Below are 25,761 nucleotides of genomic sequence, written 5' to 3'. Positions count from 1 at the left end.
CGATAGACGGTGCGGACTATGGTGCGGATCGTTACACCTTCGTCACAGGACTGTGCTGGTTACCGCCAGACATCCGCCAGCAGGGAGTATGTGCCAATGGGCAAGAAGGTCACCGTCGTCGGCGCCGGTTTCTACGGCTCGACCACCGCGCAGCGGCTCGCCGAGTACGACGTCTTCGAGACCGTCGTGCTGACCGACATCGTCGAGGGCAAGCCGGAAGGCCTGGCTCTGGACCTCAACCAGTCCCGCTCCATCGAGGGCTTCGAGACCAAGGTCGTCGGTGCCACCACGGGCCTCGACGGCTCGGGCTACGAGGCCATCGCCGGCTCCGACATCGTCGTGATCACGGCCGGCCTGCCGCGCAAGCCGGGCATGAGCCGCATGGACCTGCTGGGCGTCAACGCCAAGATCGTGCGTGGGGTGGCCGAGCAGATCGCCACGCACGCGCCCGACGCCGTCGTCATCGTGGTGTCCAACCCGCTGGACGAGATGACCGCGCTGGCCCAGCTCGCCACCAAGTTCCCGAAGAACCGGGTCATCGGCCAGGCCGGCATGCTGGACACGGCCCGCTTCACGCACTTCGTCGCCGAGGAGCTGAACGTCCCGGTCGGCTCGGTGAAGACGCTGACCCTGGGCTCGCACGGCGACACCATGGTGCCGGTGCCCTCGCGCTGCACCGTCAACGGCAAGCCGCTGTCCGAGCTGCTGTCCGCTGACAAGATCGACGAGCTGGTCACCCGCACCCGCAACGGTGGCGCCGAGGTCGTGGCGCTGCTGAAGACCGGCTCGGCGTACTACGCCCCGTCGGCCGCCGCCGCCCGCATGGCCAAGGCCGTGGCGGAGGACTCCGGCGAGGTCATGCCGGTCTGCGCGTGGGTCGACGGCGAGTACGGCATCTCCGGCGTCTACCTGGGCGTCGAGGCCGAGATCGGCGCCACCGGCGCGCGCAAGGTCGTCATCACCGACCTCACCGAGTCGGAGCTGGCCGGCCTCAACGAGGCCGCCGAGGCCGTCCGCGCCAAGCAGTCCGACGTAGCCGACCTCTGACCAGAACACAGGAAGGGCACCTTCTTGACGCTCCGCGTCATGGAAGGTGCCCTTCCTAACGTCTGGTGGCTGCTGAGCTGGGGTTGTGTGGGCCGGAGTGAGGGTCGAGGCGCGGTCCGCGAGGGCCGCGGGCTTGCGTGCGTGGGTGTCGGATGTGGGCGTTAAGGTGTCCGGCATGGCATTGGACCTGCTCGAACTGCTGCCCGCTGAGTGGCGCGACGTGATGAAGCCGCATCTGGACCTCGACGCCACGGCGAAGCTGTCCTCCTTCGTGGAGGCCGAATACGCCGCCGGCCCGGTCTTCCCGCCGCAGGATGACCTGTTCACGGCGTTCCGGCTCACCTCGCCCGCGCACACCCGGGTGCTCATCCTGGGGCAGGACCCCTACTTCAAGCCCGGCCAGGCACACGGCCTGAGCTTCAGCGTGCGCCCCGGCGTGACCGTGCCGCCGAGCCTGCGCAACGTGTACAAGGAGCTCAAGGACGACCTCGGTGTCAACCCGCCGAGCAACGGCGACCTGACCGGCTGGGCAGCCCAGGGCGTGCTGATGCTCAACGCCGTTCTCACGGTGCGCTCGGGCACCCCCAACAGCCACGCCAACCAGGGCTGGGAGGCGTTCACCGACGCCGCCATCAAGGCCGTCAACGACTCGCCGTACCGCGTGGTCTTCGTGCTGTGGGGGTCGTACGCCCGCAAGAAGGCCGCGCTGGTGCGCAACCCGCAGCACGTCGTGCTGGAGGCCGGGCACCCGAGCCCGATGAACCCGAAGGGTTTCCTGGGCAGCAAGCCGTTCTCGCAGATCAGGGCGGCACTGCAGGACGCCGGTCGCGGCGAGATCACCTGGGGCTGAGCCCGTTTCCGGCTACAAGATCGCCGTTTCGGGTCAGGAACCGCGCTGGGACCGCGGTTTCTGACCCGAAACGGCGATCTTCGTTTGGCGGCGGGGGACGGTGACAAGGGGCACGGCACCCTGGCGGTTGCGGCAGGTCGATCTGGCAGTACGCTCGTACTGCTAGACGAGACCGCCGCCCGGCCTTCCGCGCCGGACGCCGAAGGTTTTAAGGAGCGCCCTCGCGATGGCGAAGATCAAGGTAAACAACCCGGTCGTCGAGCTCGACGGCGACGAGATGACCCGGATCATCTGGAAGCAGATCCGGGAGCAGCTGATCCTGCCCTACCTCGACGTGGAGCTGGAGTACTACGACCTGGGCATGGAGCACCGCGACGCCACCGACGACCAGGTGACGATCGACTCCGCCAACGCGATCAAGCGGCACGGCGTCGGCGTCAAGTGCGCCACCATCACCCCCGACGAGGCCCGCGTCGAGGAATTCGGCCTCAAGAAGATGTGGAAGTCGCCGAACGGCACCATCCGCAACATCCTCGGCGGCGTCGTGTTCCGTGAGCCGATCATCATGAGCAACGTGCCGCGCCTGGTGCCGGGCTGGACCAAGCCGATCGTCATCGGCCGTCACGCCCACGGCGACCAGTACAAGGCCACCGACTTCGTGGTCCCCGGCCCCGGCAAGGTCACCATCACGTACCAGCCCGCCGACGGCTCGGCGCCGATGGAGCTGACCGTCGCCGACTTCGCCGACGGCGGCGTCGCGATGGGCATGTACAACTTCGACGAGTCGATCCGCGACTTCGCGCGCGCCTCGCTGCGCTACGGCCTGGCCCGCAACTACCCGGTCTACCTGTCGACCAAGAACACCATCCTCAAGGCGTACGACGGCCGGTTCAAGGACATCTTCGCCGAGGTCTTCGAGGCCGAGTTCAAGGCCGACTTCGAGGCCGCGGGCATCTCCTACGAGCACCGCCTCATCGACGACATGGTCGCCGCGGCCATGAAGTGGGAGGGCGGCTTCGTCTGGGCCTGCAAGAACTACGACGGTGACGTGCAGTCCGACACCGTGGCGCAGGGCTTCGGCTCGCTGGGCCTGATGACCTCCGTGCTGATGACGCCCGACGGCAGGACCGTCGAGGCCGAGGCCGCGCACGGCACGGTCACCCGGCACTACCGCCAGTGGCAGAAGGGCGAGAAGACGTCGACCAACCCGATCGCGTCGATCTTCGCCTGGACCCGGGGCCTCGCGCACCGCGGCAAGCTGGACGGCACCCCCGAGGTGACCGCGTTCGCCGACACGCTGGAGCAGGTCATCATCGAGACCGTCGAAGGCGGCGCGATGACCAAGGACCTCGCCCTGCTGATCTCGCGCGACGCGCCGTGGCAGACCACCGAGGAGTTCATGAACACCCTCGACACCAACCTGGCCCGCCGCCTCGCCGCCTGAGTCCTGCCGGGGTATGGCGCCGAGCCGTCTCCTGACTCACCTGCGATCGTTTGACCAGGTGAAACAGCAGAAGCATCCCGCCTGAAAGTCCCTTCCCGAACAGTGCCGACCCGCAGTCCGCGGGTCGGCACTGTTTATTGCGCCGACGGTATCCGCCTCTGCATCGCCCCTTGCTTGATCACTGTTTCGGGTCAAAAGGTGGAGCCGGACCCCACTTTCTGACCCGAAACGCCGATCAAGACGGTCCCGCAGCGGGCAGTGGCGGGCGGCGGCGGGGGGTCCGGGCAGGGGCGGGGTCAGGGAGTGTGGAGCCAGACGGGGCCGTCGGGGGTGTCGCGCAGTGCGATGGAGGCAGCGCCCAGGGCGTCGCGGACGCGGTCGGCTGCGGCCCAGTCACGCTGCTCGCGGGCCTGCTCGCGGAGGCCGATCAGTGCCTCCACCAGCGGGGTGAGCAGCGGGGTCGGGTCGGCACGGCCGGCCAGCGCGCCGAGTCGCACGATCATGCCCCGGAGCAGTCCGTGCGCGTGCTCACCGGAGTCGGAAGTGAGCGTGTCGGCGCCCCAGTCGGTGATCGCCTGCTCCAGTTCCAGCACGGCGGCGACGCAGCCGTCCACGTCCCGCTCGGCAAGCGCTGCGGAGAAGCGGGCCTCGGCCTCGTCGGCCGCCTCCCGCAGCGTGGCCGCGACGGCCACGCCGCCGCTGCCGCCAACGATGTCTGCGCCCCGCTCTCCACCGCCGACCGTGCCAGCGCCGCCGTCGGTTCCGGCTGCTCCGCGAGCGTGGGGTACGCCGCCCCTGCCCAACACGTCCCCGGTGTTAGGAAGGTGCCCTTCCTTCATCTCCTCGGCGAAGAAGGTGCCCTTCCTTTCTGCGGTGGGGAGGGCGAGGACGGTGCCGGTGGGGTAGACGGTGCTGCGGCCCTGGCGGCGCAGGGTGAGGGTGCCGTTGCCGAGCACGGTGGCGGTACGGGCGTCGAGGTCGCAGACCAGGGCGGTGTGCTCGTCGATACCGATGATCACGGTGTCGGCGGGGAGTTCCCGTTCGAGCTGGGCCAGACGGGGTTCGCCGAGGTAGCAGAAGCGGGTGTCATGGTGCCCGCCTTCGGCGTTGTCGTAGTGCGGGATGACCACGGCAGGAACCCCAGTGAGCTGCTCGAACAGGTTGAGGCCGGGTTCCCACCGTGGATCGGCGCCCGCCTTGTAGATCTCGTACACGGGGATGGTGTGCGAGCCGAGGGTGAGGGCGGCGGCGCTGGCGAAGACGAGCACGTCGGTCTGGACGAGCAGCGCCGGCAGTTCGGTGTCGCGCCACTGGCGCAGGGCGTACGTCGGCGAGCCCGGACCCGCGAAGATCCAGCTCGCGCCGCGCAGGGCGGCCAGCGCGCGCTCGCGGTCGAGGCCGGGCGCGGGGGCGCGCCGCCAGGAGACCACGTCGACGGTCCGCCCGACGCTCTGCGCGAAGTAGCCCGCCGCCCGCGCGCTGATCTCGTCCGCGTTGAGCTGGAACCCGTATGGCGTGTCCAGCAGGACCGCGCGGGCGTCGTCGGGCAGTGCGGCGAGGACCTGCCGGTGCGGCTTGATCATGGTGGGGGTGGTCTCGCCGGACCCCATGATCACGAGCAGCTTCGTCACGCCGTCTCCTTCCGTCGGCCGTCGCGGCCGGGGCGGCTCACCGCGCGACCAGGGTGAGCAGGTCGGCGGCGATCATGTCGGGGTGCTGGGCGTGCAAGTCGTGGTCGCCGCCGGGATACCAGCGCACGGTCGCGTCGGGCAGCGCCGCCGCGGCCCGGCGCACCGGGTCGGCGCGGTCGTCCTGCGGGCCGAGGGCGGGCAGCAGCAGCGCGGGCACGGCGACCAGCGGCAGGTCGGGGCCGGGCGGGCCGTCCCACATCGAGCGCAGGATCTCCAGGTGGTGCGGGATGGTGAGCCGCCGCTCGACGGTGTCGTCGGCGCGGATACGCATGTTGGCCAGGGTCGCCTCGCGGGCGGTGTCCGACCAGTCGGGGTGGCCCGAGGCCAGCCACTGCCGCATGGCGGCGGCCGGTCGGCCGTCGATGTCCTGCGGGCGTAGCGCGCGCTCGCAGGACTCCCAGTCGGGGAAGGCGGCGTGCAGGTCGATCCAGCCGCCGTCGACCAGGCCGATCGCGCCGGGCAGCTCCGGGTGTTTGGCGGCGAGCCGGACGACGACGTTGCCGCCCCACGACTGGCCGGCCACCACCGGCCTGTGCAGGCCCAGCGCAGTGATGACGGCGGCCAGGTCGGCGGCGGCGGTGCCGGTGTCGTACCCCGACTCCGGCGCGTCGGACTCACCGTGCCCGCGCAGGTCAACCGCCCAACTCGGGTGGCCCGCCGCGGCGAGCGCCCCGGCCACCTCGTCCCACAGCCGCGCGTTCGACGACAACCCATGGACCAGCAAAAACGGCGTCGAGCCGGATCGGCTCGCGGCGCGGTGGCGCAGGTGCAGGCGGACGCCGGGTTCGACCTCGACCTCGACTTCGCGGACCTCGGTGTCGTTCACATGTACGAACTTAGAGGGAAACCGCCCTCAGCGCAGCAGCAGCCTGCTCCGGCGCGACGTCGTTCACCCACGCGCCCATCGCCGACTCCGACCCGGCCAGGTACTTCAGTTTGCCCGGCGCGCGCCGGGAGCTGATCAGGCGCAGGTGCAGGTAGCCCAGGTCGCGGTCGGTGTGCACGGGGGCCTGGTGCCAGCCCGCGATGTACGGCATGGCCAGGTCGAACAGCCCGTCGAGCCGCCGGGTGATCTCCGACCACAGGGGCGCGCACGCGTCCAGTTCCGCCTCGGTGAGCGCGGCCAGGTCAGGGACCTGACGGTGCGGGGCGAGGTGGATCTCGTACGGCCAGCGGGCCGCGTACGGCACGAAGGCGGTCCACCGCTCGTTGGACGCCACGATGCGGGAGCCGTCCGCGCGCTCGCGGGCCAGCAGGTCGCCGTAGAGGTTGCCGCCGTGCTCGTCGCGGAACTTGCGGGCCGCCTCCAGGTAGCGGCGGGTGACCGGGGTGACGTACGGGTAGGCGTAGATCTGCCCGTGCGGGTGGTGCAGCGTGACACCGATCTCGACGCCCCGGTTCTCGAAGCAGAACACCTGCTCGACGCCCGGCTGGGCGGACAGTTCGGCGGTGCGGTCAGCCATCGCGCCCAGCACGGTGCGCACCCGCGACACCGGCAGTTCCTTGAACGACGCGTCGTGCTGCGGCGAGAAGACGACGACTTCGCAGCGCCCGGCGTCGCCGGAGAACGAGGGGAACCGGTTCTCGAAGACGACCACGTCGTAGTCGTCGGCGGGCACCTCGGTGAGGAACGCGCCCTTGGTCGGGCAGAGCGGGCACTCGGCGGTGGGCGGCAGGAAGGTGCGGGTCTGCCGGTGCGCGGCGACGGCCACCCAGTCCTCGGTGAGCGGGTCGAAGCGCAGCTGCGCGGGCGGGGGAGGCGGGGGCAGCTCGCGGCTGTCGACCATGGCGCGTACGGCGTCGTCGTGCTCGTCGAAGTAGATCAGTTCACGGCCGTCGGCCATGGTGGTGCTGGTGCGCTTCATCCGGTCATCTCCACAACGGTGAGCTCGCTGACGTCCACCGGCGGCTCGGCGTCGGTTATCAGCAGGTCGACGGCGTGCAGCGGGACGATCGACGCGATGCCGAGCGTCTCCCACTTGGTGTGGTCGGCGAGCACGACCAGGCGGCGGGTGGCCGCGATCAGGGCCCGGTTGGTGTCGGCTTCGAGCAGGTTCGGCGTGGTCAGCCCGGCCTCGACGCTGAGCCCGTGTACGCCGAGGAAGAGCTGGTCGACGTGCAGGTCGCGCAGTGACGCGACGGCGATCGGGCCGACCAGGGCGTCGGACGGGGTGCGGGTGCCGCCGGTGAGCACGACCGTCTGGTCGGGGCGGCCGGAGCGGTAGAAGACGTCGGCGACCGGGATGGAGTTGGTCACCACGGTCAGGCCGGGGATCTCGACCAGGCGCTGGGCCAGCCGCACGGTGGTGGTGCCCGCCGAGAGCGCGATGGCGCTGCCGGGGGCCACGTGGGCGGCGGCGGCCTCGGCGAGCTTGGCCTTCTCCGTACGCTGGCGTTCTGCTTTGGCGGCGAAGCCGGGTTCGTCGGCGACGCCGGACGGGGGCGCGGTGGCACCGCCGTGGACCTTGAGGACGAGGCCGCGCTCGGCGAGCACTTCGAGGTCGCGGCGGATGGTCATGTCGGAGACGCCGAGTTCGGCGACGAGGTCGGCCACCCGTACGCCGCCGGAGAGGCGCACCTGGGCGAGGATCGCCTGCTGGCGTTGCGGGGCGAGCATCCCATCTCCTCACCTGCGGGCCCGGTCGGGCCTTAAATCACCGAAATCCAACAAGGTTCAACACCATATCGTACGCGGACGCGCACGGGCAACGGTGGAACGTGGTGATCGGTGCAGGTGTGATGGGTGAACGTGTTCAGATGCCGTGACCGCGCCGGTGCAGCGCGGTCAGCACCGTCTCGACCTTGACCGCCCCGGTCAGCGCCGCCAGCGCGATCGCGGCCCGCGGCTCGCGCCAGTTGTGGCGCACCGTCTCGCGGGTCCAGCGCCAGGCCTGCCGCTTGTCCCCGGCCGCCGCCGACCAGCAGGCGAGCTGGCCGTAGACGCGGGCCGCACCGGGCCGGCAGCCGGAGATCTCCGGGTGGCGGGCCATCATCCAGCGCAGCGAAGAGATCTTGGTGGAGTACTCGTACGCGTAGAAGCTGCTGCGGCCCCAGAGCACCCGGACCAGCGGTTCGTCGACGTGCACGATCGGGTGCCGCCGGGCGGCCCGCAGCAGCAGGTCCCAGTCCTCGTTCTGGCTGCCCGGCGCGTCCTCGGAGACCGGGCCGATGACGCCGGACTCCAGCAGTGTCTCGCGGCGGGCCAGGAAACCCGACGAGTGCAGCATCGACATCCGGGAGCGGGCCAGGTGCTCGACGGTCACCGCGTCGGTGCCCGCGAGCCGGGGGTGGGCGACCCCCTCGAACTCCACCTCGACCGCACACGTCGCGAACTCCGCGTCCGGGGTGCGGAGCAGGGCGTCGACCTGGCGGCGCAGCTTGCTCGGGTGCCACAGGTCGTCGTCGTCGCAGAACGCCACCAGCTCGGTGTCCAGGGCGGTGATGCCCGTGTTGCGGGCTCCGGCCAGGCCGGGCTGCCGCTGGTTGGCCAGCACCAGCACCGGGCGGTGGTCGTCGGTGGCCAGTTCCAGGTCAGGCTCGGCCTGGTCGAAGACCACGATGAGGCGCAGCGGACCGGGGTAGTCCTGCGCGCGTACCGCGTCGAGGGTCTTGCGCAGCAGCTCCGGGCGGTTGCGGGTCGGGATGACCACACCCACGGCGGGCCAGTCGCGACCATCCGCCGGGACGGACTCCCCGGCCGCGACCGGCCGCTCTGCCTGCGTGCCGCCGACCGGCGTGCCGTCGGCCGGGGCAGGGACGGCCACCGGGCGGGCGCCACGGGTGCCGTCGAACCGGCCGGTGTTGACCTTGTCTTTCATCGGTGTGCTCCCACGATCTCGGCGGTACTGCTCAGCGGGTACCCGTACGCCCGCAGCAGCGGTGCGCAGACGGCCCCGACCAGGGCGCGCTGGCGGGGCGGCAGGTGCCGCCGCCAGGCGTCGTCGCGGCGCAACTCGATGCGCCCGACCGTGAACCGCATCGGGTTGCCCGCGGCGCTGTGGCCGACGGACAGCTCGACGGCGTCGTCGTCGACGAAGCCCAGGTCCATCACGGACGGGTCCAGCCCCATGAACGCGGCGATACGCAGCACGCTGTTGCGGGGCCGGGCCAGGAACTCCTCATACCGCACCCGGCGTACGGCGACGCCCCGGCGGCGCAGCAGCCCGAAGGCCGCGTTGTGCGCGTTCCACAGCAGCGCGCTGCGGGTCGGGGCGTAACGCGTCATCTCCTCCGTGCCGTCGGTCTCGGGCCGCGCCACGGTCTTGGTCCACGAGTACGCCACCCCGCGGGCGTCGCGCACCACGTGCAGCACCCGCAGGTCCACCGCCTCCGACCAGCGCAGGCAGTGCGCGAGAGCGCTGTGCTTGGACGAGTCGATGACGACGCTCGCGCCGGAGACCTCGGCGGCCGCGGCGTAGATGCGCCCGTAGTAGTCGGCGTACTCGGTGACCAGCGTGGTGAAGTCCCTGGCCAGGCGGCTCGACCCGGCCAGCCGGGGGATGTGCCGGGTGCGCTCGACCAGGTCGCGCAGCGCCAGGATGCGGTGCACGTCCACCCGGTGCCAGCCGCCGAACGCGACCACGCCGACGCGCTGCCAGAAGTCGCAGCCGCTGAACCGCTCACCGCAGCCGCAGCGCTCGTCGTCGCGCAGATCGCGCTGCCACAGATGGACGATCTCGCCCAGGGCGCACACGCCGGGCAGTTCGCCCAGCACGCGCTCGATCAGCGTCGTGCCGCTACGGCCGAGCCCACCGACGAAAAGAACCCTGGTCGTCATACATCCCCCACTGCGGCGTGCCGGTCCGCGACGCGCTCATGCGGTATAACGACCGAACAGTGTTGTTGGTCTGTATTGTCTGAATTCATGGCTTTTACGGGGACTGTTTATGGCCGAAAGGTCCACCTCGCCGGCACCTGGTTCGACGCCGTCACCGAGGAGGCCGTGGCCGACAGAGTGATCACCGCGCTGGAGCGCGGCGACGGGGGACGCATCCTCACCCCGAACGTCGACATCATGCGGCTGGCCTCCGGCCGCGGTGCGCGCGCGGCTGAGGTACGCGGCTTCCTGGAGGACGCGACGCTCGTCGTCGCCGACGGCATGCCGCTGGTCTGGGCCAGCAAACTGTCCCGCACCCCGCTACCCGAACGGGTGACCGGATCCGGTCTCATCTGGAGCCTGTCCGCCGCCCTCGGCCGCGCCGGGCGCTCGGTCTACCTGCTCGGCGGCACGCCCCCCGACGAGACCGGCACGGACGGCGCGGTCAAGGCCGCGTCCGTGCTCGCCGCCGGATGCCCCGGACTGCGCATCGCCGGGCAGGTCGCCCCGCCGTTCGGCTTCGACCTCGACCCCGACACCTGCGCGCAGGTGTACACCGACGTCATCGAGGCCAAACCCGACTTCGTCTTCGTCGGCCTGGGCTTCCCGAAGCAGGAGCGGGTCATCTCCGACCTGCGCGCCGAACTGCCGTTCACCTGGTTCATCGGCTGCGGGGCGGCCATCGGCTTCGTCGCGGGCGAACTGCACCGCGCCCCGATCTGGATGCAGCGCAGCGGCCTCGAATGGGCCCACCGCCTCGCCCAGGAACCCGGCCGCCTCGCCGGCCGCTACCTCGTCCACGACCTCCCCTACGCCGCCCGCCTCCTAGCCACCTCCGCCCTCCGCCGCCGCTGACCCCCACCTGACCGCTGTCCCCGCTACTCCGCACCGCCACGCCGCCGTGCCCACACCGCCACGCCCGCGCAGCCGTGCCCCGTACCGCCGCGCCGCCGTGGCCCCGCGCCGCCGTACCCCCGCGCCTGCGCGCCTGCGCGAAGGAAGGGCACCTTCCCATCGCCATGCGTAAAGGAAGGTGCCCTTCCTAACGGCACTCGGCAGGACTGCCCGCGAAGATCACTGTTTGTGGTCAGAATCTGTGGTTGGACCGCACTTTTTGACCGCAAACAGCGATCTTCGCGGGCGGCGGTCTTCGGCTCCCGGGTCATTCGCGCGAGCGAGGGCGGGTAGGGCCTTGTGGCCGAGCCGTTCCGGGGTGCGCCCGCCCGGCTCGGCTCCCTCGTTCGTCAACTACGGGCTGTGCCCAGACGATCTCCACCTCGCAGAACATGCTGAAGCGCCGACGGGCGCTGCGGGCGGAGTCGAACGTGCCCCAGGTCCGGCCGGTGCTCCAGCGCACCAGGGTCCAGTTCCTGCATTCCATGCCCGCAGCAAGGATGCCCAGGCAGGAGTCGTCCGGATCTTCGGGATCGTGCACCTCCACGCACCGCAGCAGGAAGGCGCGAGGCATATCGAGAGCGTCGATGTCTTCAAGCATGAGGCTAGATTGCATCATTCACTTTAAGAAGGCAAGAAGTTGATCGATGCGAAGTATGGACATTCGCCGTCGCCCTCGTAATGCTTGGCTCGTGGCGATTCCGGCGAAGGTCAACGCGAACGTACGCGGTCGGAAGGTGGGCTTGGCGCTGCGCGCGTTGCGCGAGCAGAAGGGTTACACCGCCGACTTCGTCGCCGAACAGCTCGGCTGCTCGCAGGGCAAAGTCAGCCGGATCGAGCTGGCGCAGTCCAACGTCGGTAAGGGCGACCTGTTCCTGCTGCTCGACCTCTACGGCGTGACCGAACTGGCGGAGCGGGAACGCATGTGGGAGCTGGCGAGGGAGGCTCGTCGGCCGGGTTGGTGGGAGCGCGTGGCCCCGGATGAGAGGTTGGCGACCTACGTGGCCTTCGAACACGAGGCTGCCGAGATCGCCGCCTGGAACGCCAACGTCGTACACGGACTGCTGCAGATCGAGCAATACGCGCGGGCGCTGTTCCTCGTCGCCCCGATAGATCGAAGTGCTGAGGAGCTGGAGCGAGTCATCCAGGTTCGGATGACGAGGCAGCGCCGGATCCAGGATGGTTCGCTGAAGCTGTGGTGGATTCTTCACGAGTCGGTCCTGGAGCGTCCCTATGGGGGTCCGGAGGTATTCGCTCAGCAGCTCAGCCATCTCGTTGCAATGCGCAACAAGGTCACGATCCAGGTGTTGCGCAAGGACACCGCTCGGCACTTCAACCTGGGGGCGTACACGATCATGCAATTTGCGGAAGCGCCGACTGTGACCTTCCTGGAGACCGTGGTGGGCGAACTGCCACTGGACGATCCCAGCCACATCCCTGCATACCAGGAAAACTACAATCGCTTGCGGGCGGAGGCGCTCAACCCGTCGGAATCCATCGAGTTCATTGAGCAGGTTCGGACGAGGTTGTAGGTCTACCCTGTGTGAATGAATCGCACTGGGGCGAGCTGGTTCAAGAGCAGTCGCAGCGACGCCGGAAACGGGAGCTGTGTCGAGATCGCGTTCATGGCGGATGCTGTCGGCGTACGTGACTCCAAGGATCAGCCGGGAGGCCCGGTCCTGCCGTTCTCGCCCGCATCGTGGCGTTCGTTCATCGCCGGTGTGAAGGCGGGCGAGTTCAACCGCTGAACCGGACTTCCAAGATCGCTGTTTCGGGTCAGAACCTGTGGTCTGAACCGAGGTTCTGACCGCAAACAGCGATCATGCCCCGGACCCGGCGCGCCGGGCCCGGGGCTGGTCAGCGGGTGAAGTGGGGGTCTAGGGCGGTTTCGCGGAAGGCGGTGAGGGGGGCGCGGTCGGGGCGGAGGGCGAACTCGCCGGCGGGGGTGCGGTTGTCGGGGTTGGACTCGAAGTAGAGGACGGCCTTGATCTGGGTGTTGCGGCGGAAGACGGTGGTCGCGTCGCGTAGCCAGGAGGCGCGCTGGGCGGCGGTCCAGGCGCGGGAGACGCCGTACTCGCCGATCATGATGGGGTGGGGGCGGGCGGCGGCCCAGCGGAGGAAGGGTTCGAGCAGGTCGCCCAGCGGGGTCAGCTCGGAACCGGCGTACACGTCGACGCAGGTCCAGTCGACGTGCTCGTCGCCGGGGTAGAAGTCCTGGGCGCGGCCGGAGGTGAAGCCCTCCTCGGTCGGGCACCATACCCAGGACACGTTGTCGGCGCCCTCGGCGGCGAACAGGGCGCGGGTGTGCCGCCAGGCGGCGACGTACTCCTCGGGCGAGCCGACCTCGGCCAGCAGGTTGGGCCGGTCCATCTCCCAGCGCAGCCGTAGCAGCACCGGCACGTCCAGGTCACGGGCCTGCTGGGCGTGCTCGCGGATCTCGTCGTCGTGGTCGCCGAGGACGACCTCGGCGCTCGGCCCGCCGGTCCAGCTGAACATCAGCGTCGCCCCGGACTGCAGGAACATCCGGTCGGAGCTGGTGCCGAACTCCTCGCGCAGGCGGCGGTACGTGTTGACGACGTCGAGCCGCCGCCCCAGGTCGGCTTCGAACGCGGCGACGCCGGTGACCCGCCCGGCCTGGGTGAGGCTGTCGGGGCGCACCCACGCGCCGAGCAGCGCGCCGGTCGCGGGGGCGGCGACCGGCCCGCCCGCCGCGGCGGGCGCGACGGGGGAGCCGGGTGGCGGGGACACCGCGATGCCACGGTCGGCCGGGGGCGGGGAGCCGCACGTGGCCATCGTGGCCACGGCGGCTACCCCGGTCAGGATCCGCAGCAGGCGGGACATGTCAGTCGCCGGTCCGGGTGCGGCGGGCGACGTACAGCACGTTCACGGCCCAGGTGCCGCCCCAGCCGGTGCGGGCGACGAAGTCGTCGACGAGCCTGGCCAGGGTGCGCAGGCCGCGGCGGCCGTACCAGCCCTGCGTGAACAGGGCGAAGCCGCGCTGCTCGACGATGGTGAAGCCGTGCCGGTCGAGCAGTTCGGCGACCTCGGTGTGGTCGAGTTCGGCGAACCAGGGCGAGCCGGTGTGCCGGGCGTGGCGCAGGTGGCGCAGCGAGTGCCGGTTGCCGTGGTTCTCGACGACGAGCAGGCCCGCGTCGTAGTTGGGCAGCACCTTCGCGGAGAACGCGATGGCCCGCTCGCGTACGTCGTTGTCGACGTTGAGCAGCAGCCGGAAGATGGTGACCAGGGCCGGGATCTCGGTCGGCGCGGGATCGGGCACCTCGCCCTCGGCGGCGACGTGGTGCAGCTCGGCGTACGCGCCGACCTCCTCGGCCTTGGCGAGCATCGCCGCCGACGTGTCGTAGCCGTGCGCCCCGCGGACCAGCCCGTGCAGGATCCGGATGGCCCGGCCGGTGCCGCAGGCGAAGTCGTGCTGCACGGGGCGGCGGTAGGGGAACGCCCGTTTCGCCAGCCGCCGCAGGTAGGCGCGTTGGCGTCGATTTATCGCCGAGGCGTAGCTGTCCGGGGCGTATACGACGTGCTCGTATTTCTCGACCGTCGCCTCGTCCTGGAAGATCTCGGTGTAGTCGGCGCGCATGCGGTTCGTGTTCCTTTTCTTCTTGAGCGGTGCTGTCCTTGCTTCCGCTCCGCTATCCCTGCGAAGCGGCCTTGACGGTGTTGCGGCGGCCGGGTCGGGCCGCCGCGAGCAGGGCCGGCAGGCCCAGCCGATCCTGGAAGCGGCGCAACCCGCCGATGTAGACCCCGGTGGCCAGCACCAGTGCGGCGCCCGTGCCCAGCGGCTGGCTCGGCACCACCAGGCGCACCAGCCAGGGCAGCACGCCGAAGCTCCCGGCGGCCAGCGCCATCGCGGTGCGGGTGCCGGAGCCGAACGGGTGCAGGTGCAGCGAGGTGGCCAGCTGGGCCAGCGGCAGCAGGTTGTTCACCGCGACGGCGGCGGCCAGGCCGATGGCGGCCCCGACCACGCCGAGCCGGGGGATCGCGACCAGGTCGATGGCGACCATGGTGACCAGCGCCAGCAGCACGTTCATCAGGTTCCAGGTGGTGCGCCCGGCCATCGACAGCACCATGTCGACCATCCCGCAGCCGGTGCTGATCAGCATCGCGGCGGCCAGCACCCGCACCGCGGTCGCGGCCGAGGTGTACGACGCCCCGAACAGCCCCAGGTACAGGTCGGCGTAGCAGGCGACGACCAGGTGCAGCGGCCAGCTGATCATCACGAGCCAGGCGGTGGCCGTCTGGTAGAGCCGCAGCGCGCCCGCGTGGTCGCCGACCGACAGGGTCTCGGCCAGCCGTGGCTGCACGACCTGCGCGATGGAGCCGTTGGCGAGCTGCCCGAGCACGACGAAGCGGCCCGCGACGGCGTACGCGGCGGCGGGGGCGAGACCGGCCAGCCCGGCGACCATGAGCACGTCGACCCGCTGCAGGGCGGTCTGCGCCGCGTTGGCCAGCGCGCGGGGCGCGGTGTAGCGCCAGAACGCGGCACCGACGGTGCGGCCCTCGATCCGGGCGGCCAGCCGGTCGCCACGGGTCAGCGTCGGCTCGTGGTGCCAGCGCCGCCACACCAGGAACCCGGCGATGGCGGCTCCCGGCACGTACGGCAGCACCCAGGCCAGCGCCCAGGTCGACGGCGGCGAGATGATGTCGGACAGGGCCAGCACGGCCAGCGAGCCCACGCACAGCAGCTGCGTGGCGGGGCGCATGATCTTCTCGAGCAGCACGGTGGGGCGCATCATGCGGTAACCGCGGGTCGCCGCGAGCAGCGCCTCGGACAGGGCCGCGACCGGCAGGAACAGGGCCAGCATGGTGAGCGGGGCGGCGTACTCGGGCACGAAGCGCCCGGCGGTCAGCCATACCGCGACACCCAGCAGCACGCCGAGCACCGCGACCGGGACCAGCCCGCTGCGCAGGCACGGCCCGATCAGCTCGGGCCGCCCCTGGGCCCGCAGCCGGGCCGGCCAGTAGACCAGCGCGGTGGTGGTGCCCAGCCGGGCGATGCCGCCGACCAGCACGAACGCGGCCGTGGCGGCGAAGAACGAGCCCGCCGCGTCCGGGCCGAGCCCGCGCGCGACCAGCCAGGTCACACCGACCCCGGCCACCGCCGCCAGGGCCGCCCCGGCGAGGTTCGCCACTCCGCCCCGGGCGAACCCGGACATCTCGGTAGCCGCACCGTCCGGCGGGGCGGCGGGTGCGGTGCGCTGCGGTGCCGTCTGGCGGGGTGTGTTGGCGCCCGGTGGTGCGCTGAGCCGACCGGTCATGCGCGCCAGCTCGGGGTGTGGCCCAGCCAGCCGGCCAGTTCGGCGTCGTGCGGGGCGTAGTGCGCGGTCAGCGCGGCGCGCAGCCGGGCGGGCATCGGCGCGCTGCGCGGCCGGGCGTTGTGCTGCTCGAACTGGGGGTAGCTGAGCTGGGGTAGGTCCAGGAACGACAGGACCTCGTCGTACACCGGGCGGGGCTGGGCGAAGAAGCGCTCGCTCTCCACCACCAGGATCCGGTCACGCCCCACGTGCTCGGCCAGCCGCCGCAGGTAGACGGCGTACTCGCCGCGCGCGCGGTAGCCGTGGTGCTGGTGGGAGAAGGAGTACGCGTGTTGGTCGGCGAGCAGGCGTTCACGCTGCCCGCGCAGCCGGGCCGGTTCCAGGTCCAGCGCCTGCTCGAAGTCGGTGACGGTCTCGAAGCCGCGCGCGACCTCGTGCGCGTGCTGCGAGTAGGCGCGCTCGACCGGGTCGCGGACCAGCACGATCAGCTTGACGCCGGGCAGGTCGCGGCCGATGCGCGCGCCCGCGTGCGGGTGGTAGAGGTAGTACGGGCTGGACTCGAACGTCTGCGGCGGCACGCCGAGTTCCCGCTCCAGGCGGGCGGCGGTGCGGCGCAGCGGGAAGTGCCCCTGATACCAGGCCCGGCCCCGGTGGTAGCTGGTGTCGAAGTAGTGCACTCCCTTGTGCAGCACCGCCTTGAGCACGGCGGGATGCGCGGCGAGCGCGCGGTACAGCGACGTGGTCCCGCAGCGCTGGCCACCGCAGATCAGGAACGACGGCAGCATGCGCGCACCCGAGGTCATCCAGCCGACCGAACGGGAGCCGAGGTGGACCACCCGCTTGACCGACTCGGGCACGTTCGACGTCTTCACTGGATCTCCATCGGCGGGTCGGTGCGGGGCGTGCGCCGGCTCCCGCGCGGCCGCGCCGGAGCCGGAACCGGATACATCTAGAGGGACCGGACCTTGCGGATCAGCACCGGCAGCAGCCAGGTGCCGGTGACGCCCAGGCGGGCCCCGGCCTCGGCCTGGCGGTCGCTGAGGTATCGCGTGGCGAGGTCCACCAGGTACAGCAGCGCGACGATCTCGGCGCTGCCGGGCGCGACGTCGAACGGCGCGAGCAGCGCCGGGGCCTGCCGCACCGTGGACTCGACGGCGGTCTGCGCGTCGACGCCGTCCTGGATCTGCCGCTGCAGGTCGTAGTGCACGGCGTCGAAGCCGAGCGGCACGCCGGGGGTGAACCGTTCCCAGTCCCAGATCAGCAGCGACCCGGCGACGTTGGCCATGTTCCACGGGGCCCAGTCGCCGTGCCACGCGCCGTAGCGCAGGTTCAGCTCGGCGGCGTGCTCGACCAGCGTGCGCGCGGCCTCGAACAGCTGCCCGACCTCGGTCGCGGCCCGGCCCGAGCCCTCCGGGGTGTCGGCGACGAGCTGGCACAGCCGGTTGCGCAGGTCGGCCCAGTACGGGCTGGTCGCGAGCCAGCCCATGGTCAGCCCGCACGCGCCCGCGACCTCGGCCATGGCGCGCTGGAGCCGGGTGGCCGACAGCGGCACCCGCGGCTCCCACACCGGTAGCGCGGACTGCACCAGCACCTGCATGCCGCGCCACTGCCCGGCGTGCAGGATGCTCGGCACCACGATGTCGGGCAGCCGCACGTGCGACAGCGCGGACAGGGCCGCTGTCTCGGCGCGGACCAGCCGCCGGGTCAGCGGCCCGACGCCGAACTTGGCGAAGCCGATGGTGGCCCCGCGCGGGTCGAGCAGCTGCAGGACCGGCTTGCGGTTCGCCCGAGCGGGTCCGATATGGATGCTGACCTGCAGCGGGGTGCCCAGTGCCGTGGACAGGAAGTGGTCGACGGTGTCGGTCGCGCCGTGCGGGGAGGTCAGCCGGACCCGGTCGCGGATCAGCGTGGACCACGCGCCCGAGCGCAGGGCCATGGCGACGGCGTCGCGCTTGAGCCGGCCGAGCCTGCCCTGCGGCTCGGAGAACCGGCGCACCGCCGCGGCGGCGACCCGGCGCGATCCGGCGGGCACCAGCAGCTTGCACCGCCGCGCGTCCGGGATCGCGAGGTACTCGACCACGCGGCGTCCCTCGGTCGCGGTCGAGCAACCCGGGTAGAGCAGGTCCAGCACCTCGCGCAGGTACTGCCCGCGCAGCTGGGCGTCACCGCCGGCGACCTGCTCGGCGGCCGTGCCGACCGCGGTCACGCGACGCCGCCGCGACGGCCGCCGCCGGTCGGGGCGGTCCGCTCGCTCGCCGCGCCCCGGAATACCCGCTCGCTGCTTCGCACGTCAGCTCCTCGCCTGGTGTCCGTTATGTCCCACGGACTCAACGGAGCTGGACGCGATCTGGAAGCGGGAGTTGCGCCACAGCACCGCATATCCGAGGAACGTGAAGGCCAGCGGAGTGACGAGCGAGTTGTACCAGAGCGCCGCGACGAAGGACCCCGCGATCGCGGCCGAGGCGGCCAGCCCGAGCGCGGAGCGGTCGCGCCGGAAGCGCCACAGGGCGTATCCGAAGAAGCCGAAGTAGGTCAGCGTGCCCGCAAGACCGTGCGCGTACAGCAGCTGCCACAGCTGGCCGTTGCCGCCAACGGTGAAGTTGCCGCAGCGCTCACACGCCGCCGACTCGCCGACCGCGATCGACTGCCGCCCGCCCTGGGTGCTGCGCGTCGAGCCGAAGCCGAGCACCGGCGAGTCGGCCACGCCCTCGACGGCCCGCTCGGTGAGGAACATGCGCACCCCGTTGGACTTGCCGTTGTCGAGGCGGCGCTCGATGACCCCGCCCAGCGGCGTGGTCGCCAGCGCGACGGCCAGCCCGGCCAGCACCACGCCGAGGGCGACCAGCGCGCGCAGCCGCCCGGCCAGCGCCTGGCGCACCGCGATGAACACCGCGGTCGCGCCCAGGCCGATCCACAGGCCACGGTTCAGGGAGTGCACCACCGGCACGATCGACACGGCGAGCAGTCCGACGGCCAGCAGCCGGGTGCGCGGCTTGCTCGGGTACGCGAACACGGCCGCCACGAACCACACTACGAGCAGGCAGAAGTTGTTGCCCCAGGTGTTGGTGTAGCCCCAGGGCGCGGCGGGGCGGGGCAGCGGGTCGCCGACCAGGTCCATGATCTGCGCGGCGTACGGGTGGACCAGCGACTTCACGAAGCCCTTGCTTCGCACCCCGTCGGGCAGCAGCAGCTCCACCGGCGAGGTGAACTCGAAGTGCCCGGCGAACGTACCCAGCAGGCCGCCCGCCACGGTCACCGCGAACATCCAGGCCAGCAGGTTCACCAGCCGCCGCTGCGGCAGGGCCGCCGCGGACAGGTTGCCCGCGTAGACCAGCAGCACCGTCAGCGCCAGGTGCTGGACGAGTTTGTAGATGGGCGCGGTGATGCGTTCGGCGAAGGTCGCGCTGATCGTGCCCGCCGGGTCCACGTCGAGCACCCCGAAGCCGACCACCGTGACCGTGCAGAACGCCAGCCAGATCCAGAACGCGGGCGGCAGGCGGACGGGCAGGCCCCGGGCGTGCCGCCGGTAGAGCTGCCAGGCCATCGGCACCGCCATCAGCGGGAAGATCAGTACGCCCAGCCCGAGTGCCCACCACAGCGGATAGAGCGCCAGCAGCGAGGTCAGCGGCCAGGCGGGCCCGAACAGCAGCCGGAGGCCGGCCGGTGCCCGCGTCGGCGTGACCACGCCGTCCGGGGCACCGGCCCGCAGCGTGAGGCTCATTGCCGGTGAGCCTCGTCCAGCTCGGTCAGGGCCGAGGCGTCCAGCGGTGCCAGCATGATGGTCTGCTCGTCGGCGTGCGGCTTGTGCCCGTTGGTGGCCGGGTCCAGCGGCTCGTCGTCGTCGGCGAGCAGCGGCCGCCCGGCCGGTTCGACGGGCGCGGCCTCGTTCTCGGCGCCGTTGCGGCGCGCCTTGTGCGGCAGCCGCGGCATCATCACACCGCCCAGCAGGGGAGTGCCGACCCGGCGCAGCTGCTCGGCGGCGTCGGCGACCTCGGGGCGGCTGGTGCGCCGGGTCTCCACCGCGAGGATCGCGGCGTCGGCGAGGCTGGCCAGGCTCTGCGCGTCGGCGCTGGCCGATGTCGAGGGGGCCTCGACCACCAGGTAGTCGGCGTGCGCGCGCAGCGTGGTGATGATGTCGCGAAGCGCGTGCGACTGCAGCATGCCTGCCGCGGTGGCGGTGCCGCCGGTGGTGATGACGTGCAGCGAGGGCGTACGCGCCGCGCGCTGGGTCGACTCGGCCAGGCTCACCCGGCCCGCCAGCACCTCGGACAGTCCCGGGGTCGGCGCGACGCCGACGAGCCGGGCCAGCGGGGCGGCCTCGGTCAGCGAGTCGGGCAGCTGCGCGCCGATCAGCACGACCTCCGCGCCGGTGCGCGACAGCGCCGCGGCGAGGTTCGCGGCGACCAGCGTCGCGGCCGGGCCGCGGCTGGCCCCGGTGACCACGACGACCTGCTCGCCGGGGCGGAACGCGGCGACGACCTCGTTGCGCAGCCGGTTGAAGGCCCGCCCGCCGGGGCTGAACGGGGTGAAGATCTCCGTGCAGCCGGTGCCCTTGCCGGGGACCGCGCCGAGCACCGCCACGCCGCTGCGGACCAGGTCGCGCCCGGCCCGTACGCGCTTGTCCAGGCGCTCGCGCAGGGCGGCGACGCCCAGGCCGCCGAGTAGCCCGAGCAGCGCGCCCGCGGCGTAGTTGACCGCCGCGGTCGGCTTGACCGGCCGGCTGGGCACGCGGGCCTCGCGGATCACGGTGCCCGCGCTGACCGTCTCGGTGGCGAGCTGGTTCACCTTGTTGTTGAGCTGGTTGATCTGGGTGACCGTGGTGTCGCGCTGGCTGTCCAGGGTGGCGTAGTTGGAGCTCTTCGGGCTCGCGTCGGAGAGCTTTCCGTTGATCTTCGCGAGGGCCTCGGTGAGGTCCTTGATCTTGTCGCGCAGGGCCGCGGCCTGGAGCTCCAGTTCGGCCTTGGCGTTGCCTTCGCGGTTGGCCAGGTAGGACTGCGCGAAAGCCTTCGCCCCGGCCTGCGCCTGCTCGGGCTCCGGGGCGGCGTACTTGATCTGCAGCACGGCGGTGTTCGGCGGCACCTCGACCGAGACCGCGCCCGCGAGCACGTCGACGTCGTCGCGGCCGAGCACCTTGGCCGCCCCGGCGACCACGGCGGTGGAGCGCATGAGCTGCGCCTCGGTGTCCAGGTTGATCTCGTCGCGGGTGCGGCCGCCGGACACGTTGGCGTCCAGTCCGGCCGGTCGCACCAGCACCGATGCCGTGGAGACGTACTCGCGCGGCAGCGATTCGTTGTACGCGGCGCCTCCGGCGGTGCCCGCCAGGGTCAGCAGTACGGCGATCCACCAGTGACGGGCGATCAAGCCCAGGTAGTCGCTCATGTCGTACGACGAGGGGGGTGGCCCGGCGTATGTCGCGTCCACGGCGTGTGGCCCTTCTCCGGCGTTGTTGCGTCCGGTGAGGTCAACGGTCCGGCGGTAACGACGTAACTAGGCATATCGCCCGATACAACCGCGAACTACTGTTGTTGCAGGTGGGAGGCCCTGTGGTTAGTAACCGTCAGTTAGCGCGTTCTTTGGCGAAAAGCTCGCAAACAAGACACAACGGTTATGATGCCCATAAGGGTACGCGGAAACGCACAGAATTCTGAGTGCCTGCTTTCGGGGGAAGGGGCGACCTGATGAACAGGACGCGTATCGGCATCGCGGTCACCGTCACCATGTCCACGCTGGCTTCGGCCGTGCTGCTGGGACTGGTCGCAGGTCGGCTGTCCGCGCCACCGACGCGGGTCACCGTGTCCGAGGACTCGTACACGATGAGCACCGAACCCGGGGCCACCGCGGGCAGCCGGCTCACCCTCACCGCGGGTGGGGTGGGCGGCGGCGCGGCGGTCAGCTATCTCAAGTTCGACGTCAAGCTGCCCGTCGGCCGCCAGCCGAAGAAGGTCTGGCTGTGGCTCGGCCGCCAGGGCGGCCCGCTGCCGGGGCTGGTCGAGCTGACCAGCGTGCCGGACACCCGCTGGCGGGAGGGCACCCTGACCGCCGCGACCGCACCCCGGCTGGGCAACGTGGTGTCCAGCGTCGCGCCGGGCCGGTTCGACCGCGCGGTCGCCTTCGACGTCACCAAGGTCGTCCGCCGGACCGGCCGGTACGCCTTCGCGATCACCGCGCCGAGCAGCAACCAGGTCGCCCAGTTCGTGGCGGGCGAGGCGAGCGGGCAGCACACCGAGACCGGGCCGCCGACCATCACCTTCGAGTGGAACGAGCCGGTCGGGCCGAGCCTGCCGCCACCGGTGGACCAGCCCACGACCGCGCCCAGCCCGCCCGGGACGCCGGGGCCGGAGCCTACCGTGACGCCCTGGCCGGGCACCTCGTTCGAACCGAGCGCGACGCCCACGCCGGCCACCCTGCCCGGACCGTCGTTCCCGGCCGACCCGGCGACCGACCCCAGCCCGGTCCCGACCGGCACCTACGCCACCGACCCGGTGTACGAACCCGGCCCCCAGCCGAGCGTGCCGTATCCGGGCGACACACCGGCCATGCCGGGCGATCCCGCCCCGTCGACCGCACCGGGCCCCGGTCCCGAGCCGGTCCCGAGCAACGATCCCGGCCAGCAGCCCAGCCCCGACCCGGCCACCGAACCGAGCCCCGATCCGGGCACGCAGCCCGGCGACCCCGGCACGGAACCCGGCCCCGGCACCCCGCCGAGCCCCAGCACCGAGCCCGGTCCTGCGCCCGGCCCCGGCCAGCCTGATCCCGGCACCGATCCGGGTCCGGACCCGACCCCCGGCGTACCGCCGGTCGTCGAGCCGAGCGACCCGCCCGTGACCGAGCCGAGCCCCGGCATTCCGCCGGTGGTCGAGCCCAGCGTTCCGCCCGTGACCGAACCGAGTCCCGGTGTCCCGCCGGTCGTCGACCCGAGCATTCCGCCCGTGACCGAGCCCAGCCCCGGTGTCCCGCCGGTCGTCGACCCGAGCGTGCCGCCCTCGACCGACCCGAGCGTGCCGCCTGTGGTGGACCCGAGCCAGGGCACGGACCCGAGCGTGCCGCCGACCACGGACCCGAGCGGGGCGCCCGCCTCACCGTCGCCGTCGGTCGATCCGAACCAGCCGGTGGAGTGCGTGATCGGGCAGGCTCTGGTGCCGACCTGCGGGGCGCTGTGGGGCGTCGCGCCCGGCGCGCACACCTCGCAGAACCGCATCCAGGCGCTGTACGAGTTCGAGCGGCGCACCAACCGCCAGCAGGTCGTGTACCACGCGTACCACCGGGGCACCTCGCTGTTCCCCACGCCGGACGAGCTGTCGCTGACCAGGGACCCGGCGCACAAACGGGTGCTGTTCCTCAACTGGAAGCCGCAGGGCGTCAGCTGGGCCGGGATCGCCCGCGGCGACGCGCGCACCGAGGCCTACCTGGACCGGCTGGCCGAGCACATCCGGGGTTCCCTGCGTGACCAGTTCTTCTTCACGATGAACCACGAGCCGGAGAACGACGTCGTCCCGCGACCGGGGTCGGGCATGACCGCGCAGGACTACGCCGCCGCCTACCGGCACGTGGTCACCGGGCTGCGCGAACGCGGGGTGACCAACCTGGTCTCGGTGATGTGCTACATGGCCTTCGTGCCGTGGAACGTCAAGAGCTGGTTCGAGGACCTGTACCCCGGCGACGACGTGGTGGACTGGGTCGCCTGGGACACCTACGCCTACAGCGACCCGGGCTACGGCTACGGCGACTTCGCGGAGATGATGAACCGCAAGTCGGGCAGCCGCAAGGACTGGCCGGGCTTCTACAACTGGGCCGCGACGTCGTTCCCGGACAAGCCGCTGATGCTCGGCGAGTGGGGCGTGTGGCACTCCCGGAACAACCCGCAGCACCAGTCGAAATTCTTCGACTCGGCCCGGTTGCAGCTGGAGCTGTTCCCGCGACTGAAGGCGCTGGTCTACTTCGAGTCGCCGAACGCCGAGGAGGGCCGCAGCTCGATGATCGACATGACGACGACCGGGCTGAACTCGTTCCAGCAGTTCAGCAAGCACCCGGCCTTCGACATCGTGACCGGCCCGGCCTACTGAACACCGAAACGCGACGGCCCGCCCGTGAGGGCGGGCCGTCGCGCTGTTCAGCTGCGGGGGTTGATCCAGCCCTCTTCGCCCAGGAACACCAGCACGGTGTCGACGGCGTCGTCGATGGAGCCCTCCGAGGTGTCGAGCACCAGCTCGGCGTCGGTCGGCACCTCGTACGGGTCGTCGATGCCGGTCATTCCGGTGATCTGACCGGCGCGGGCGCGGGCGTACAGGCCCTTGCGGTCGCGCTGCTCGCAGACCTCGATCGGGGTCGACACGTGGACCAGCACGAAGTCGGCCCCGGCGGCGGTGGCCATGGCGCGGGCGTTGGCGCGGGCGCTGGCGTACGGCGCGATCGGGCAGCAGATGGCCATGCCGCCGTGGCGGGCCGTCTCCGCGGCGACCCAGCCGATGCGGCGGATGTTGAGGTCGCGGTCGGCCTTGCTGAAGCCGAGCCCGGCGCTCAGCTCGCGGCGCACCACGTCGCCGTCGAGCACGGTCAGGCTGCGCTCGCCGGTCTCCAGCAGGGCGTCGGCGACCCCCCGGGCCACCGTCGACTTGCCGGAGCCGCTGAAGCCGGTGAAGAACAGCACCACGCCGCGCTGGCGGCGGGGCGGGCGGGCCTTGGACAGCTCGCGGGCCACCGCGGGCGGGGTGTGCCACTCGGGCAGCGGCAGGCCGTCGTCGAGCAGCCCGGCGATCTCCTCGTCGGTGAGCGCGATGCGCTCGAACCGCTCGGGGACCTCGTCGCGGTCGCGCCACTGGCCGTCGCGGCTGTCGTAGACGAGTTCACGGGGCACCAGCACGCGCGGCCCGCCACCGGACATGGTGTTGGCCGTGCCGAGCAGGTGCGTCGCGCCGTACGCGGCGGCGACCCGCGCCCGGACCAGGGTGTCGGTGACCTCGTCGCCGCGGTTGGTCAGCGGGATGGCCACGATCACGGGCTCGTTCATCCGGTCGCGCGCGGCGAGCACGCAGCGCACCAGCGACTCCGAGGTCAGCCCGTCGGGGCCGGGGTGGCCGACCGGCACCAGCACCACGAGCTGCGCGTTGAGCTGACGGGCGGCGTGGTTGAGCTGGGCGAGCTGCGGGCGGTGCAGCGGCCGGTCGGCGAAGTAGCCGAGCACCCGCTGCGCGGTGAGCTGCTCGCGGACGTGCTCGGTGGGCACCCGCAGCCGGTCGAACGGGGCACGCCCGCCGTCGCCGTACGCGGTGACCGGCCCGGCGACACCGCACCAGCCCTCGCGGGTCGGCCACACCTCGGCGACGTCGAGCCGCGCGATCGGCGCGCCCTCGGCGTCGGTCAGCACCAGCGGTGGGGCCTCGGCGACGTCGATGCCGTCCAGCATCCCGGCCGGCACCTCCAGCTTGACCTGCAGCGGCCAGGGGCGACCGTCGACGAGCCGGGAGGTGGCGGCCACCGACCGCAGGTCGTCACGGCCCAGGAAACCGCCGAGCGGCGCGTACGCCCCGGCCAGCAGCAACTCCAGGTCGGACAACTCGGTCGGGTTGGGGGTCCACGTGGGGGCACCACGCAAGGCCTCGTCGCCGATCACCCGTTCGCTCCGCTCGCTCACGTCTGCTCCTGCCTCCCCAGCGCCGGCACCGCATCGGCGACGCTCCGCTATTGCCCATCACGGACAGGTGACAAGTGTGGCAGCAGCGCGCACCGCGGTCGAGTGCATCACGCCCATG

The 25,761-nt window shown here is 71.7% G+C and carries 22 protein-coding genes; 7 read left to right on the top strand and 15 right to left on the bottom strand.

Annotation, left to right across the window (positions count from 1 at the left end):
• The first annotated feature begins 96 nt into the window (after positions 1-96).
• The 3 genes from mdh to HAV40_RS19540 all read left to right on the top strand — a co-directional run bounded on the left by mdh (position 97) and on the right by HAV40_RS19540 (position 3,341).
• Positions 97-1,047, top strand: a complete 951-nt coding sequence (mdh, locus tag HAV40_RS19550) for a malate dehydrogenase (RefSeq protein ID WP_166383304.1) — start codon at positions 97-99, stop codon at positions 1,045-1,047.
• Between the two features lie 175 nt (positions 1,048-1,222).
• Positions 1,223-1,897, top strand: a complete 675-nt coding sequence (locus HAV40_RS19545) for a uracil-DNA glycosylase (protein ID WP_166383302.1) — start codon at positions 1,223-1,225, stop codon at positions 1,895-1,897.
• 226 nt (positions 1,898-2,123) lie between these two features.
• Complete coding sequence (locus HAV40_RS19540) at positions 2,124-3,341, top strand: NADP-dependent isocitrate dehydrogenase (RefSeq protein WP_166383300.1); 1,218 nt, start codon at positions 2,124-2,126, stop codon at positions 3,339-3,341.
• Between the two features lie 296 nt (positions 3,342-3,637).
• Here the strand turns inward: HAV40_RS19540 and HAV40_RS19535 are convergent, their stop codons facing one another.
• From HAV40_RS19535 to HAV40_RS19510, 6 genes are all read right to left on the bottom strand, one after another.
• On the bottom strand, positions 3,638-4,972 hold the full coding sequence (locus HAV40_RS19535) for a CysS/YqeB C-terminal domain-containing protein (protein ID WP_166383298.1): 1,335 nt from the start codon (positions 4,970-4,972) through the stop codon (positions 3,638-3,640).
• A gap of 37 nt (positions 4,973-5,009) precedes the next feature.
• On the bottom strand, positions 5,010-5,858 hold the full coding sequence (locus HAV40_RS19530; RefSeq protein ID WP_166383296.1) for an alpha/beta fold hydrolase: 849 nt from the start codon (positions 5,856-5,858) through the stop codon (positions 5,010-5,012).
• Positions 5,859-5,868: 10 nt separating this feature from the next.
• A complete protein-coding gene (galT, locus tag HAV40_RS19525; RefSeq protein ID WP_166383294.1) occupies positions 5,869-6,897 on the bottom strand; it encodes a galactose-1-phosphate uridylyltransferase in 1,029 nt (342 codons plus the stop codon).
• Positions 6,894-7,649 carry a DeoR/GlpR family DNA-binding transcription regulator gene (locus HAV40_RS19520; protein WP_166383292.1) on the bottom strand — a complete coding sequence of 252 codons (756 nt, stop codon included), beginning with the start codon at positions 7,647-7,649 and terminating at the stop codon, positions 6,894-6,896. Before HAV40_RS19520 ends, galT begins: the two co-directional genes overlap by 4 nt.
• 136 nt (positions 7,650-7,785) lie before the next feature.
• Positions 7,786-8,850, bottom strand: a complete 1,065-nt coding sequence (locus HAV40_RS19515; protein ID WP_166383290.1) for a glycosyltransferase family A protein — start codon at positions 8,848-8,850, stop codon at positions 7,786-7,788.
• Positions 8,847-9,809, bottom strand: coding sequence for a sulfotransferase domain-containing protein (locus tag HAV40_RS19510; protein WP_166383288.1), 963 nt, complete (start codon positions 9,807-9,809; stop codon positions 8,847-8,849). Before HAV40_RS19510 ends, HAV40_RS19515 begins: the two co-directional genes overlap by 4 nt.
• Before the next feature lie 87 nt (positions 9,810-9,896).
• Here HAV40_RS19510 and HAV40_RS19505 point away from each other — a divergent pair, with 87 nt between their 5' ends.
• Positions 9,897-10,703: a WecB/TagA/CpsF family glycosyltransferase gene (locus tag HAV40_RS19505; RefSeq protein ID WP_166383286.1), complete on the top strand. Its 807-nt coding sequence runs from the start codon at positions 9,897-9,899 to the stop codon at positions 10,701-10,703.
• A 307-nt stretch (positions 10,704-11,010) separates the two neighbouring features.
• Here the strand turns inward: HAV40_RS19505 and HAV40_RS19500 are convergent, their stop codons facing one another.
• Entirely contained in the window at positions 11,011-11,343 is a 333-nt protein-coding gene (locus HAV40_RS19500; RefSeq protein WP_166383284.1) for a hypothetical protein, read from the bottom strand.
• Positions 11,344-11,434: 91 nt separating this feature from the next.
• On the opposite strand from HAV40_RS19500, the gene HAV40_RS19495 reads away from it, so the two are divergent.
• A complete protein-coding gene (locus tag HAV40_RS19495) occupies positions 11,435-12,274 on the top strand; it encodes a helix-turn-helix domain-containing protein (RefSeq protein WP_166383282.1) in 840 nt (279 codons plus the stop codon).
• 15 nt (positions 12,275-12,289) lie between these two features.
• Positions 12,290-12,490, top strand: a complete 201-nt coding sequence (locus HAV40_RS19490; RefSeq protein WP_166383280.1) for a DUF397 domain-containing protein — start codon at positions 12,290-12,292, stop codon at positions 12,488-12,490.
• Positions 12,491-12,599: 109 nt separating this feature from the next.
• Here the strand turns inward: HAV40_RS19490 and HAV40_RS19485 are convergent, their stop codons facing one another.
• From HAV40_RS19485 to HAV40_RS19455, 7 genes are all read right to left on the bottom strand, one after another.
• On the bottom strand, positions 12,600-13,583 hold the full coding sequence (locus tag HAV40_RS19485; RefSeq protein ID WP_166383278.1) for a glycoside hydrolase family 26 protein: 984 nt from the start codon (positions 13,581-13,583) through the stop codon (positions 12,600-12,602).
• A 1-nt stretch (position 13,584) separates the two neighbouring features.
• Positions 13,585-14,337 (bottom strand): class I SAM-dependent methyltransferase, encoded by a 753-nt coding sequence (locus HAV40_RS19480; protein ID WP_166383276.1) that lies wholly within the window; start codon positions 14,335-14,337, stop codon positions 13,585-13,587.
• Positions 14,338-14,389: 52 nt separating this feature from the next.
• A complete protein-coding gene (locus HAV40_RS19475) occupies positions 14,390-16,015 on the bottom strand; it encodes a lipopolysaccharide biosynthesis protein (RefSeq protein ID WP_239085928.1) in 1,626 nt (541 codons plus the stop codon).
• The gene (locus tag HAV40_RS19470) at positions 16,012-16,884 is read right to left on the bottom strand and encodes a sulfotransferase domain-containing protein (RefSeq protein ID WP_239085930.1); all 873 of its coding nucleotides are present in this window, start codon (positions 16,882-16,884) and stop codon (positions 16,012-16,014) included. The genes HAV40_RS19475 and HAV40_RS19470 overlap by 4 nt, the downstream gene beginning before the upstream one ends.
• Before the next feature lie 77 nt (positions 16,885-16,961).
• A complete protein-coding gene (locus tag HAV40_RS19465) occupies positions 16,962-18,218 on the bottom strand; it encodes a hypothetical protein (protein ID WP_166383274.1) in 1,257 nt (418 codons plus the stop codon).
• Between the two features lie 84 nt (positions 18,219-18,302).
• Positions 18,303-19,733, bottom strand: a complete 1,431-nt coding sequence (locus HAV40_RS19460) for an O-antigen ligase family protein (RefSeq protein WP_203671108.1) — start codon at positions 19,731-19,733, stop codon at positions 18,303-18,305.
• A complete protein-coding gene (locus HAV40_RS19455) occupies positions 19,730-21,433 on the bottom strand; it encodes a lipopolysaccharide biosynthesis protein (protein WP_239085932.1) in 1,704 nt (567 codons plus the stop codon). The genes HAV40_RS19460 and HAV40_RS19455 overlap by 4 nt, the downstream gene beginning before the upstream one ends.
• 257 nt (positions 21,434-21,690) lie before the next feature.
• On the opposite strand from HAV40_RS19455, the gene HAV40_RS19450 reads away from it, so the two are divergent.
• Positions 21,691-24,075 (top strand): CBM96 family carbohydrate-binding protein, encoded by a 2,385-nt coding sequence (locus HAV40_RS19450; RefSeq protein ID WP_166383272.1) that lies wholly within the window; start codon positions 21,691-21,693, stop codon positions 24,073-24,075.
• 47 nt (positions 24,076-24,122) lie between these two features.
• Here the strand turns inward: HAV40_RS19450 and cysC are convergent, their stop codons facing one another.
• Positions 24,123-25,643, bottom strand: a complete 1,521-nt coding sequence (gene cysC / locus HAV40_RS19445) for an adenylyl-sulfate kinase (protein ID WP_166383270.1) — start codon at positions 25,641-25,643, stop codon at positions 24,123-24,125.
• Positions 25,644-25,761 lie beyond the last annotated feature (118 nt).

The sequence above is a fragment of the Catellatospora methionotrophica genome, from assembly GCF_011297335.1.
Classification (GTDB): domain Bacteria; phylum Actinomycetota; class Actinomycetes; order Mycobacteriales; family Micromonosporaceae; genus Catellatospora; species Catellatospora methionotrophica.
The sequence above is the reverse complement of the archived record's forward strand: the minus strand, read 5'-3'. Positions and strand labels throughout refer to the sequence as shown.